The sequence below is a fragment of the Armatimonadota bacterium genome (assembly GCA_013359125.1).
In the GTDB taxonomy this organism is placed as follows: domain Bacteria; phylum Armatimonadota; class Fimbriimonadia; order Fimbriimonadales; family GBS-DC; genus JABWCR01.
In genome coordinates this window covers 1-12382 of the sequence record JABWCR010000027.1, presented here as the reverse complement: position 1 = coordinate 12382, position 12382 = coordinate 1, and the positions used below count along the sequence as shown (strand labels likewise).

General features: G+C 57.1%; 10 protein-coding genes. 7 read left to right on the top strand and 3 right to left on the bottom strand.

Annotation, left to right across the window (positions count from 1 at the left end):
- Positions 1–13 precede the first annotated feature (13 nt).
- The 5 genes from HUU60_11300 to HUU60_11280 are packed head-to-tail and all read left to right on the top strand — an operon-like array spanning position 14 to position 4263.
- Positions 14–736 (top strand): rRNA pseudouridine synthase, encoded by a 723-nt coding sequence (locus HUU60_11300; protein NUL83291.1) that lies wholly within the window; start codon positions 14–16, stop codon positions 734–736.
- Positions 733–1749 carry a DUF3866 family protein gene (locus HUU60_11295; GenBank protein NUL83290.1) on the top strand — a complete coding sequence of 339 codons (1017 nt, stop codon included), beginning with the start codon at positions 733–735 and terminating at the stop codon, positions 1747–1749. Before HUU60_11300 ends, HUU60_11295 begins: the two co-directional genes overlap by 4 nt.
- 40 nt (positions 1750–1789) lie before the next feature.
- A complete protein-coding gene (locus HUU60_11290) occupies positions 1790–2902 on the top strand; it encodes a rhomboid family intramembrane serine protease (protein ID NUL83289.1) in 1113 nt (370 codons plus the stop codon).
- Positions 2903–2923: 21 nt separating this feature from the next.
- A complete protein-coding gene (locus HUU60_11285; GenBank protein ID NUL83288.1) occupies positions 2924–3613 on the top strand; it encodes a hypothetical protein in 690 nt (229 codons plus the stop codon).
- Entirely contained in the window at positions 3610–4263 is a 654-nt protein-coding gene (locus HUU60_11280) for a hypothetical protein (GenBank protein NUL83287.1), read from the top strand. Before HUU60_11285 ends, HUU60_11280 begins: the two co-directional genes overlap by 4 nt.
- On the opposite strand, the gene HUU60_11275 is transcribed toward HUU60_11280, so the two are convergent.
- The gene (locus tag HUU60_11275) at positions 4260–5768 is read right to left on the bottom strand and encodes an SBBP repeat-containing protein (GenBank protein NUL83286.1); all 1509 of its coding nucleotides are present in this window, start codon (positions 5766–5768) and stop codon (positions 4260–4262) included. The two genes, HUU60_11280 and HUU60_11275, sit on opposite strands and share 4 nt — an antisense overlap.
- A gap of 19 nt (positions 5769–5787) precedes the next feature.
- Positions 5788–6297, bottom strand: coding sequence for a DUF1579 domain-containing protein (locus HUU60_11270; protein NUL83285.1), 510 nt, complete (start codon positions 6295–6297; stop codon positions 5788–5790).
- Positions 6298–6463: 166 nt separating this feature from the next.
- Between HUU60_11270 and HUU60_11265 the strand changes: the two genes are divergently transcribed.
- Positions 6464–10282, top strand: coding sequence for a hypothetical protein (locus HUU60_11265; GenBank protein ID NUL83284.1), 3819 nt, complete (start codon positions 6464–6466; stop codon positions 10280–10282).
- On the opposite strand, the gene HUU60_11260 is transcribed toward HUU60_11265, so the two are convergent.
- Complete coding sequence (locus tag HUU60_11260) at positions 10279–11328, bottom strand: hypothetical protein (GenBank protein NUL83283.1); 1050 nt, start codon at positions 11326–11328, stop codon at positions 10279–10281. The genes HUU60_11265 and HUU60_11260 overlap by 4 nt on opposite strands.
- 410 nt (positions 11329–11738) lie before the next feature.
- Here HUU60_11260 and speD point away from each other — a divergent pair, with 410 nt between their 5' ends.
- Positions 11739–12209: an adenosylmethionine decarboxylase gene (gene speD, locus HUU60_11255; protein NUL83282.1), complete on the top strand. Its 471-nt coding sequence runs from the start codon at positions 11739–11741 to the stop codon at positions 12207–12209.
- The last annotated feature ends 173 nt before the right edge of the window (positions 12210–12382 follow it).

Here is a 12382-nt window from a genome sequence, read left to right as displayed (position 1 = left end):
TATACCCGTCATAATGGAGCCGATGGAAGGGGTTCGATTGCAGAAGTTTTTGGCCGCCCGCGGCTATGGTTCGAGACGCGCCTGCGAAGAGTTGATCAAGGCTGGCCGGGTAACAGTCAACGGCATTACAGCAACGCTCGGCCAATCGGTTATCGAAGGCAAGGATCGGGTTGAAGTCGAGGGTGCCCCAGCAGGAGAAAAGTCGAAGTTTGCCTATGTGATTCTTAACAAACCAAAGGGCTATGTGACCACCGTTAAGGACCCCCACGCATCGAAAACGGTCGGCGAATTGGTTCCAGTCGGCCTGGTTCCCGTTGGGCGCTTGGATAAAGATACGACGGGCCTCCTGCTGTTTACCAATGACGGCAAATTAGCCTTACGCCTGACGCACCCTTCCTATGGCGTCGAGAAGACCTATCGAGCCGTGGTGAATGGGCGGCTGAATGCAGAGATCCTGAAGCGATTGACCAAAGGCGTGGAGTTAGAGGACGGGGTTACTCAGCCTTGCAAGATCGAGATGATAGAAGCGGAAAAGGGCCGTTCGGTTGTTGAAGTTACCGTCAAGGAAGGCCGCAAGAGGCTGATACGGCGCATGTTCAAGGCTGTCGGCTGCCACGTGGCCGAACTGCATCGAACGAGAATCGGCCCTCTGCGATTGGCGCGTCTGGCTATCGGCGAGAGTCGAGCGCTCTTGCCAAGCGAACTGAGAGCGCTGAGGCAAGAGGTCGGGCTGTGATCCGATTCGCACGGGGGATTGTCCGCCAGGTTCTGTCTGAACGTCCAGGCGCCCAAGAGATCGAAGTCCTGGCAGACGGCCTTGGGCGTCAGGTCATTAACTACATCGATCTGATGGGCCGCGTTGAGAGCGGCGAAGAGGTTGTATTGAACACAACGGCGGTCGAGCTCGATTTGGGCACGGGCGGCTACGATTTTGTGGTCTGGCGGTCGGGCGCCTCGTCTCAAGGCGATTCCATGCCGCACGAAGAAGCGCTGGTCAAAATGCGTTACTCGCCCTTTCAAAAGGCCTTTCGGGCGGGCGAATTGGAACTTCCAGAAGATGCGAATATAGAGGGCGTTCCGGTTGTGGCATGCGAACTGCACAGCCAAGCGGCGGCGGTCGCGGCGGGCGCCCTGTCTAAACGAACGGCTTGGGTAATCAACGATTCGGCCGCCTTGCCCGCCTGTATAAGCCGCTTAATGCCCCAACTGCGATCGTTGGGATGGGTTTGTGGCACGGTTACCTCTGGCCAAGCGTTCGGTGGCGACTATGAAGCGGCTTCCCTTCACTCTGCGCTTCTGATAGCCAAGCATCTTCTCGGAGCGGAGGTCGTCATTGTTTCGCCTGGGCCGGGCAGCGCAGGCACGGGGCACAAGTGGGGCTTTTCAGGTCTCTCCCAGGTCGAGGCGCTTCATGCGGCTCATGCTTTGGGAGGTCGCCCGATCGCCTGCATTCGAGCGAGCGAAGCCGACCAGCGCCCAAGACATCAAGGCGTCAGCCACCATTCGCGCACGATCCTTCAGCAAGCGGTCTTCGTCCAGTGCGCTATTGCCGCGCCTGAGGGCAAGGCGGCCATGTTGGCTGAGTTTGATCGGCATGAAATCGCCGAAGTCGAGATCGAGCCAGCCCTGCAATTGCTTAGAAAATCGTTACCGAACCTCGCCTCCATGGGCCGTACCGTTGATCAAGACCGGCTCTTTTTTGACTTTGCGCTGGCAGCCGGCGTCTTGGCTCAAAAAGCGGCTTTTTGATAATATGTAGCACAAAATCAGGTACGAATCGGTACTCGAAATGAGCCGCTGCCCCAACTGTGGATTGAGCCTTGTCCGCATGGCCAACGCATTCGGCCAGTACCATGCTTGCGGCCAGTGCAAGGGCATTCTGGTTTCGATGGCCATTCTTCGCAAAGCGGCCGCGCCCGAGTTCGTAACGACCGTCTGGCGCAATTCGCAGTTCGGCGGCTACGGCTCGGGCGGCGCCTGTCCGCACTGTCGGCGGGCTATGAAGCGCGGCCCCATCGATACCGCCCAACCTGACAACGCCGCTTCGGTCTGCAGCGCTTGCCAATGTGTCTGGTTCGAGGCTGGACAGTTAGAGTCGGCTCCAACCCCGCCGCCGGTCGCTGCGCCAGACGACGAATTGCCGCCAGAAGCCAAAGAAGCGCTGGCCATGTTCAAGGTGAATCAACTTGCCGAACAAGCCCGCAGGATGGACAAGGACGACGATCTGCCCGACGAACATTGGAAGACCGCCGCAGCGTTTTTTGGCCTCCCGGTGGAGCACGCCGCTCCCGAAGTTGAGACAAGACCTTATATTACGTACTCGCTGTTGATTGGAATGACAGCCCTGAGCCTGTTAGCTCTGACCGATCTGAACGGAATGATCGAGCGTTTCGGGCTGATCCCGGCTCAGGCCTTTCGCGATGGCGGATTGACCTTTGTTTCCAGTTTCTTTCTACATGGGGGCATCCTTCATCTCTTGGGCAATCTCTACTTTCTATGGCTGTTCGGCGATAACGTGGAGGATCGGATCGGTCCGACAAAATTCCTAGGGCTGGTCGCGTTGGCGGCAGTTGGCGGCGATTTGCTGCACATGGTTGCCGAACCTCGCAGCAACATTCCGTGCGTCGGCGCCAGCGGCGGCATATCGGGCGTGATGGCGTTCTATGCGCTATCGTTTCCGAACGCGCGAATTGGGCTGATGTACCGGTACTTCCTCTACTTCCGCTACTTCACCATGCCCGCTTGGGGCGCGATGGCATTGTGGCTGGGATTGCAGGGACTGTTAGCGTGGATGCAGGTCGGCGGCTTTTCGTCTGTATCGGCATTGGCGCACATTGGCGGCGTTATCGTAGGCGCGGCGCTGTGGCTAACATGGCGGAAGCGCCTGCCCGTATCGGTATAATGCTCGAAACAGGAGGTCGTGATGAAAGCGATTGCCGCGATCCTTTTGGCTTTGGCCGTATTGGGCGCTGGAGGCTGGTTCGGTTACAACTCCATGTTCCCCGTAATCGAGATCCCTAGAAAAATTGTGGACGGAGAGGTGTGGGAGTACACGGCTTCGGTCAAGGGCCCGATAGCGGGCGTGAGCTTTGAAGGCCTTGCAGTAACTCGATGCAAAGTTGCGGGAATCGACAATGAAGGCAAAGCAACGATCATCGAATCGAGCGTCAAGATGACGCAGTCTGCTAACGGAACGCCCATCCCAGTCGACAACGACGAGCCCGTTACCTACCGCATTCCAAAGTCTGGTCCGAACGAGACCGGATCCTATGCAAACTTTCAGGAATCGCTTCAAAAGTCAGGCGATCCATTTCTCAGCACGATGTTGCCAACCGATGGACAGCGAGCAGGTAAAGAGTGGACTGTCACACCCGGCGCTGGAATGAGCGTTAAGGGCAAGTTTCTTGGATACGATAGCGTAGACGGCAAGAGAACTATCAAAGTCGACTGCACCATGAAGGGCCAAGAGCAGGGTATGACCTTAGAAGCCAAGCAAGTCGTTCACTTGGATGCCGAATCGGGTTGGATAGTCAAATCGGAAGGCACGCTGAAGATTACTGGCCAGCCATCGGGAGAACTGGCCACCTCGCGCGTAGGAAAGAAAGTCAAATGAGATCGACATTCGTCTTTCTGATCGCCCTGTCTGGATTGTGGGCGCAGCCTGCCAGCGACAAGGCCGTCTCGCTGCCTCGCAAGTTCGTCGTCGGCGAGACTTGGGAGTATCGCTCGACCGTTACAATGAGCCAAACCGGCAAAGCGCCGGTCAATAACACGATCGTCCATCGCGCCAAGATCGTCAAGGTCGACGCCAAGGGCGCAGCCACTATCGAGAAGAGCACGGTCAGCGGCACGGGTTCAAACTCTCGATTCGTAGTTCCTAAAGCAGGCGCAGTGGATTTGAAGCAATTTGCCTCGGGCGGCGGACGATCTTACAACGACGATCCCTTTGCCACAAGCCTGCTGCCTAACAAGCCCGTAAAGCCGGGCGATGGGTGGTCGACCGAATTGGTGAACGGCGGCACTAAAGTCCGGTTCATCTGCCAATACCAAGGCGCGAAGACCGTCAATGGCGCGCGCGTCCACCACATCGCCTATAGCGCGGCGCCCGCGGACGGACCGCCCACCATGTCGATGAAAGGCTTTTACTATCTGGATGCCGCGACCGGCTGGCTGACCCAGATCACGTTCGACATGACGGCGACGAACGGCCGAGAGAAATTGACGATCAAAGGCAGTTCGACCGGAAAGCGGATAAAGGGCTAACAGCCCAGACCGAACTGCTCGAGCACGAGGGCGAGGTCTGAATCGGAAACGATGCCGTCGCGGTCGATGTCCTCTGGTCGATCGCCCGTCAGACCAAACGCTTCGAGCACAAGGGCCAAATCAACATCGTCAACGTTGCAGTCCCCGTTCGCGTCTGCCGGAAGGCCCCTCTTGTATCGGACTAACAGATAGTCCCTGCCCGTCGTAGAGCTTCGGCTCGTGCCGACCAGATAGATGTAGCCTTGAGGCGAAACGACCATTCCAACCGTCTTGTCCTCTTGATCGCCCGAATCGTAAGATACGGTCCAATCGACCGAGCCGACCGACCCGTACTGGACGGCAACGAAATCCTCTCGCAGATCGGAATTGGAGTAGACATAGCCGCCCACAATGACGCTGCCGTCCGAGTTAACGTGCAGGCCCATCGCATCGTCTGTGAAAATCGATGGGCCGAAGTGAGTGCGCGTCCACTGGTGGTCGCCTGTGGACGACAGTTTGATCACAAGCCAATTGAGACCCTGGAAAACGGCCGGAGTCGAGCCTACAACGAATACGTTTCCGTCCGCGTCCGCGGCGATCCGGTTCCCTTGGTCCGAACTGTTATTGTCAGACCCGTGGCTGTACGACCACAATGCCTCGCCATCAAGGCCCGCATACTTGACGGTTGCCGCATCGTAGGCCGAGCCGACGCCGCCCCACGAGCGGCCGGTTACGATCGCATTGTCATCCGGATCGACGCAGACCGCATAGGCCCAATCGGCTCCAGAGCCAACGCCATTGTACGTCCGCGACCAAAGCTGGCCGCCGGTATGACGGTTGTACTTGATCGTTAGGTAGTTGGGCCCTTGTTCTTGACCCTCAAAACTGTTGCCCGCTACAATGAGATTGCCAGCGCCGTCCAAACAGATGGCCGTTCCGTGATCGTCCAGGTCGCCAAGCCCATGGTACCGAGACGCCCAGACCTCGCTCCCATTCGGGTCGTATCGAAGCGTAACGCAATCGACGTTGTTCAGTCCGCCCCAGGCATCGCCTGTAACAAAACAGCCCCCGTCCGGATCGGCTACAACGGCATAAGCCTGATCGTGGCCGACGCTAAAGCCGTTGTAGTACCGCGCCCATAGCAGATCGCCCGAAGGCGAGTACTTCAGAGTAACGTAGTCGAAGCCTTGGCTTTGCGACGAGGCATATCCGACGACGTAACAGTTGCCTTGCGGATCGACCGAGATGGCGGTCGCACGATCGTCTCGACTGGCCGGACCGTCGAACTTGCGCGACCAGACCTGATTGCCCGCGGCATCGTACTTTATGGTCCAGATGTCATTGTAGAACTGGTCTTGGGGGCTGTAGCCGGTGATAAAGACGTTGCCCCATCGGTCGCAGGCAACGCCAACGAGCACATCGTCTCCCAAAGCCATCTGACCGACCAAGCGTTTTGCCCAATAGAAGTCCGGTTGAGCCGAAGCGACCGAGACAGCAAAGAGCAAGGCGAAAATGCATCTCGTCATGCCCAATATTATACGACGATTAGCCGGTTCTGTAGAAATCGACTCTCATGAACTCGAACCAATTGCCGTTCTCGTCTTGGCCGTGCGAGGTCATAACTCGGTGGTCCTTGTCGATCAGTTCGATCACATCGCGATAGTTGGCCGTCTCGCCGTCCTTTTCCATGTGGGGTCCGACGCAGTCGAGGGTCATCGTGCGCCCGTCCGCGCTCAATTCGCCAACCTGCTTCCAAAGGTGGCTCGAAACGTCGGCCATCCAAGCGCCTCGGTACTCTTTGAAGGAGACGTCCCAGCCGAGAAAGTGCTTGTAGTTCATCGTTGCGCCGTTGGGCATCTCGGATTGGCCCTCAGCCAGCGCCCAGAGCGGACCGAACATCTTGGTAACCTCCCATCCCGCGCCCTTGACCGGCGGCTGGTCGGGGCCCATTTGCATGGTTCCTTCGGTTCGCCATTCGCCGACGAGGTTTTGAAGCCACTCGTGCTCCTTCATGGGTTTTGTGGTCATTTCTGGTTCTTGCGTTTGATCGCTCATGTGGGTACCTCCTTTTTCTGTGGCGAATAGGGTACCCGAATCGGCGCTGAGGACGAGCATTCGCTGCGCTCAAATCCCCCATTCGGCCTATGCGCCAATCCAAAATGCGAGTTATAATCTATCGTCTATTCGTAAGGCAAAAACAAACGAGCAAGGAAAACAAAAAATGAACCGTAAGATCGGCTTTTGCCTGATCGTTGCGTCGCTTCTATCGGCATGGCATGTGGGCTCCGCTATCGCCCGATCTACGCTCAGCCTCTCGTGGGACGGCGATTGCGGGTCCGATAATCGCTGGAACGCCTGTTGCCGCGATGGCACCGGTCCGTTTAAGAACAACTTCAGCACGGGCGAATCGACGGCAGGCTGCCCGCCGTTGCCCGGAGAAAGCGATACGGTCGACCTTGAAGATTACACCGTGCAATTCGGACAAGTTGCCGTTTTAATAGCCGGACTCTCCTCAACCGGTCTGCTGACAGGAGGCGGTCTTCCCTTCGAAGTCAGCGGCTCCGCCGGGCTCAACAACTTCGAACTGTTCAGAGGCGAGTTTACCGTCGGCGGCGGCCTTCAAGTAGATGGAGATCTGAAGTGGGGCTCCTCAGGTCAGAGTTCAAATCTCCATGTGCCCTTGGGGGCTACCGTCGCTGGGGGCGCTACTTTCGAAGGAACGCTTGGACTTCATGGCGAACTGACCATCGAAGGCGACCTATCTTGGTCGTCAGGCAACCTTTCGCTATACTCCGGTTCTGTCTTGACTAACGAAGGCAAAATTACGATCTCGCACAGTCCGGACGTGCTCATATCAGGTTTCGGCAATAGATGGTCGATCAAGGACCAATTCATCAAGCAACAGGACGTTGGCCAGATGATCGTCAAACCACAGGTCGACCTGAGCGGTTCGATGATGATTAGAACAGGCTCGATCCGAATAGACAACGGAGGCAATATTGCCGGCCCCATTCAGACGAGCGAAGGATCATCGACGATCTTTCAAGGCATAGAAACGGTGAACTTCGTATCCGGCGCGGCGTTGGGCGGTAACGGGCTGTACCATTTCGTTGCGCCCATTCGAATGAACACCGGCTCGCCCATGTCCGTTCAAAACCTAAAGAAAACCAATGGATACATCGATCTGATCGGACTTCTGAACATTGGCAAATTCGAGTTGCAGAACGGCAGTCTGACTAGTGGCAAATTCAAAGTGGACGACCTTCTGCTGTCGAGCGTTGGAGTTAAGAACGTCGTCGCGGCCGAACTCGAAATCTCTGGCAAAGGAAAATGGGAGAACGGAGCGATCTTCTTGGAGCAGCAAGGCCTGCTCATCAACCGTGGCGAGTTCTTGATGTCGGGCAACAACGACTTCATGAACGCGCCGGGCGGCGGAACTATCGAAAACCACGGCGTCTTTAAGAAGAGCGGCGGGACAGGCAATTCAAGGGTTTTCTCATCGGTCGTTTTCAACAACCATCCAAGCGGCGCCATCGACGTGGGGACCGGCGCGCTTGAACTTCGCGGCGGCGGCCTCAGTCAAGGCGATGTCAAGATTGCGAACGGAGCAACGCTGAGGATCACGGAGACACCCTATCGGTTCTCGGGTACGACTGCCGTATCGGGCGGCGGTTTGATGGCCGTTCAGTTGGTTGGAACGGCTAAATCAGAATCCGGCACGCTCACGATCGGTCGGCTGTTGGTCGATCGCTTCAGTTTTCTGGAAGGACCGGGCAGTATCGTCGTATCATCAAACTTCGAGAATCAAGGGGCGACTCTAAGAAGTCGGGCCTCTGTTCTGTCCGAAGGACAAATGGCGATGACCACGTCCCCAACCCAAATCACCGACCACAGCGAGCTGATCACTAACGGCACGACCGACTGGACGAGCAGTTCGATCGGACTGAGCGGCAACGGTCGGTGGAAAAACTTCGGAACGGTCAACGCAACTGGAAGCCAGAAAACCGTCTCGTTCTCCAGCGGCGGCGGCGCAATCGTCAACGAAACCGGCACGATCAACTTCCAGACCAATACGAACTTCTCCGGCCTGGGACTGCTGATCAACGAAGGCGAACTCAATCTGACCAACGGCGCCGCGGTTTCCTTCCTGCTCAACGCTTCCCTCCAGCAGTTGGGCGATTTGAACCTAAACAGCGGCTCGCTCTCGCTCCAAACTGCATTTCACACATTTAGAAACTCGACGACTAACATCGCCAGCGGCGCATCCATTGTCGTGCCGTCAGGAACGCTGGTCGCCGGCGTCGATAGCGAGTTTCGTGGCGAGGGCTTTGTGAGCATCGAAAGCGCGGGCGCCCTCGAAACTGCAGGCTTTGGCGTCAGGATGAGCAAACTTCGCCTAAACGGCAGCAACGCTACGGTTGACAATCTAGAGAACCTGACGATCGAAAATGAACTCAATTGGATCGACGGATTGATGAAGGGGCCTGGCGAGTGCGAGGTCCTCGGCGCCCTCAACCTCAACGGGCCATTGTTCAAGGCGATCTCTAGCACGAAACTGATAACGCGCGGCACGACTAGCTGGAACGACGGTTACCCCACGCTGTCGGGCGGCGCAACATGGGAGAACTTTGGAACGCTGAACATCCTCACCACCGTGTCGCGCGACCTGCTGAGCGTCAGCGGGCAAAACAACCGACTGCTCAACTTCGGTACGATCAATCATAACACCCCCACGACGACCGAGATCAGCGGCGCGGCAACCTTGTCCCATGATCAGGGAGCGATCAATGTGAACCAAGGAAAGCTTCAGATTGACGGGAAACTGATCGCTCAGGCCCCCATCAACATCGAAGGAGTTCTCGAAGTGGGCATGGGCGAGCTAGACGGCCTGACCAGCGCCCAATTTAGCGGGTCGGGAACATTGCGCATCACCAACGGTTTGTTTCGGCTCTTTAGCGGGTCTCCGGTGCCTGTTCTTGTGCATCTGGCAGGAGGCTCGCAACGAGGGGTGGGCGTGAACGAGTTTACAAACTTTCGATGGTCGGGCGGCACACTGGCTTCCACATTTGTAACTGATAGGCTTGTCCTTTCAGGAGAGTCCCTGATCGATAACCCGGCAGTCAAATCTCTCTCAACAAGAACCTTGGAGAACCGAGGCTTCATGATCTGGGACAACGGATCGGTCCAAATGACGAACGATGCCCGATTCATCAATGGTTCTGCCGGCACAATGGATATCGGCAATCAAACGGCAAATATTTCGCTGACCGGATCGGGCGCTAGCGACTTTCTGAACATAGGAACGGTCCGCAAGCAAGTTGGCCCGAACAGCGAGTTCGTGTTCAACGTCCCGTCCTCCAACTCTGGCACGATCAGCGCCGAGGCAGGAACTATCCGATTTGCACAGTCCTTTTCGATGAACATTGGCATTCTGAGAGTGGGACCAGGCGGCCTCATCCACTTCAATCTGCCTACTTCGATCAACGGCGGCATCATAGAAGGCTCCAAGGTCAAAGCGGCAAGGCTTAATATGTCGGGCGGAAAGGTATCCCCCGGGCAATCGCCAGGGAGGCTGACTATCGAGGGCGATTTTGAACTGGGCGAAGCGGCAGACCTTGTGATCGAAATCGCCGGTCTCCAATCCGGCACAGAGCACGACGTTCTTGAAGTTACGGGCCAGGCGATATTGGCGGGCGGGCTCGAGATCGCGCTGTTGGACGGGTTTGAACCAGAGATCGGCGACGAGTTCCAGATTGCGACGTTCGCATCGCGACAGGGGCCGTTTTCACGAATTGTCGGTGCTGTCCAGTCGGGCGACATTGTTCTCCGGGTTCGCTATGGGGCGACCGACGTTCGATTGATCGCGATGCGGGTCGGCGACGCGAACGGGGACCATTGCGCAGACGACTCCGACCTGGCGCTGATCTTGGCGGCCTTCGGCGCTACAGGGCTCAATTTGCCAGAAGATTTGAACGACGACGGGATCGTGGACGACGCCGATCTGGCGCTCGTGCTGGCTGCATTTGGGTCGGGGTGTTAAGTTAGTTTGATAAATTCGATCGCGACCATATCGAGGTCGTAGCCAGCGGCGCCGAACAAGCGATGAAGGCAACGGCAAATTCTCTCTGCCGACCAATCGTATTCAATGTAGATTGGGCCATGTGCTGTCGCCACTGGAGTCGTGGAGGGTGCGGTGAATCCCTTTCCGGTCGGATGATTCGGGTCCGTCGCGTAAATGTATCGACCGTCGTTCAATGGGAGAGGCGGCGCGGGCAACCGACCAATGTTATCGAGCCACTTGATAGCGCCGTATAGCAAGGATGCCCAGTGTGGGCCCGTCGATACCGTTTCCGCGCCGCACACAAGCAATCTTGGCTTTGTGCGAACAAGCTGACGACCCCATTGCTCAATGGCAGATAGTTTTCGATCGTCTGTTAGCGGGGGCGGGGGCGGCAAGGGTAGAGGCGGAAGCATCTTCGCGTTCGAAAGGACTGCCACAATGTCGTTTGCCTTTACTTTCTTGAAACCGTTAGAATTTGCGACCTTAACTACTGCGGCAATCACCTCGCTCTCTGCGTTGCAGAGTTGCTCTTTCAGCCAAATGGCTAGCCGTTTGCCCTCGACAATCCGCTCCAAGCCTCCCGAGACTACGGAACTTGGCCCTAACGCCGATATCAGCTCTGCCAGATCCTCCTCCGTCTTTACTAACCAAACCTGCTTCCTTGGTGCGGCGCCCTGTATTGCGTTGTCGTACAGCCTCCATTCTGTGCCATTCGTCAGGATCGCCCAACGACCTCCGTTGGCATTCGCATAGTTCAAGGCCTGGATCACATCCCTGTCTTGCAAAACGGCGCTGCACCGCTTGGCTTCAACGACGATCGGCTCGCCATCCGCATCAATAACGTAATCGATATACCCGCTCCCAGGGATGGAAACTTGGGCTCTCCGCTGCCGGCGGCTATATCCGGCGATTTCCATGAGGGGAAGAATGATCTGCTCGCATGTGTCAGCCTCGGAGAACTCATGGAACCCTTGATGCTCGCTAGCTTCCTTGATCACACGGCTCACTTGGTCCAGAATGCCCATTGACGGCAACTGTTCGCCGTAGAAGCTCTTCTTCCTTCCCTTCGCTTGACCTCAACTCCAACTTGTGGTATACTTGGCGGCCTTTCGCATCGACCTGCCTGTCTCACAGGCGGCCGCGGATGGAAAGCAAGGGGAGGCGAGACGGGCGTCATGTCGCGGTCCAATCGGCCTGCAAAGCAGTAAATCGAGAGGCTTTGCAACCGGTGGGACTACAGCCACACGGCGCTTTGCCCCAGACACTGGGGCGCCCTTTGAGCGAGCAGCATACCGAACTGACCGCGCGAACAAACCCAAATCGCCTCTGAAGCCTGCGCATGGAGCTGATCCGCCTGCTCAGGCACATTCTGCAGCATCGCTGCCACAGAATGCGGACCGATGTCCGTAAGGAGGAGTGAATGGATCGGGTTGGTATGCTGGGGAACCCGCCTGCGGGCGTTATCGAGCCTCGCCAAGACGCATTGGCGCAGGATTCGTTTTGCTTCGAGGTCAACCCCGCTTCTATACAGCAGGATGCGGCCCAATGCTTGGGCACGCATCTATTGGTCGAACTTTACGACTGCGACCCGCAGAGCCTGGAGCGCGTCGATAACGTAGAGCGCGCTTTGGTCGAGGCGGCGAGGGCGTCCGGAGCGAGCATCGTGAGCCACTTTTTCCACGAGTTTCAGCCCTATGGCGTCTCTGGGGTTGTGGTGATCGAGGAGTCGCACTACACCGTGCACACCTGGCCCGAACGAGGCTATGCGGCGGTCGATCTTTTCTTCTGCAGCGAGTTGGTCAAACCCGAACTCGCCTTGGAAGCGCTGCGGGATGCCTTTCGCCCGAAGACGGTTTCGGTCATGAAGGTTCAGCGCGGGATGCGGTCGGCTTCGTCCGACGGTTGACTAACGCATAGTCGAAACTGAGCGCTTCGCGCTAGAGATTCGTGCCTTCCGTTAGCCGCGTTCCTTGGCGTCTTCGCTCCAGATTTTTGCGGGGTTTCCGATAATCGTTTCTGGCACAATCGCCAGGGTTGGCGAGACGCCGAGGCGGTGGTCGGATGAGTTTAAGGATCAAT

Bases quoted from the DNA above. Each gene is read 5' to 3' on its own strand.
- HUU60_11285 (NUL83288.1), top strand. From the start codon at position 2,924: ATGAAAGCGATTGCCGCGATCCTTTTGGCTTTGGCCGTATTGGGCGCT.
- HUU60_11265 (NUL83284.1), top strand. From the start codon at position 6,464: ATGAACCGTAAGATCGGCTTTTGCCTGATCGTTGCGTCGCTTCTATCG.
- speD (NUL83282.1), top strand. From the start codon at position 11,739: ATGCTGGGGAACCCGCCTGCGGGCGTTATCGAGCCTCGCCAAGACGCA.
- HUU60_11275 (NUL83286.1), bottom strand. From the start codon at position 5,768: ATGACGAGATGCATTTTCGCCTTGCTCTTTGCTGTCTCGGTCGCTTCG.
- HUU60_11260 (NUL83283.1), bottom strand. From the start codon at position 11,328: ATGGGCATTCTGGACCAAGTGAGCCGTGTGATCAAGGAAGCTAGCGAG.
- HUU60_11280 (NUL83287.1), top strand. From the start codon at position 3,610: ATGAGATCGACATTCGTCTTTCTGATCGCCCTGTCTGGATTGTGGGCG.
- HUU60_11270 (NUL83285.1), bottom strand. From the start codon at position 6,297: ATGAGCGATCAAACGCAAGAACCAGAAATGACCACAAAACCCATGAAG.
- HUU60_11300 (NUL83291.1), top strand. From the start codon at position 14: ATGGAGCCGATGGAAGGGGTTCGATTGCAGAAGTTTTTGGCCGCCCGC.
- HUU60_11290 (NUL83289.1), top strand. From the start codon at position 1,790: ATGAGCCGCTGCCCCAACTGTGGATTGAGCCTTGTCCGCATGGCCAAC.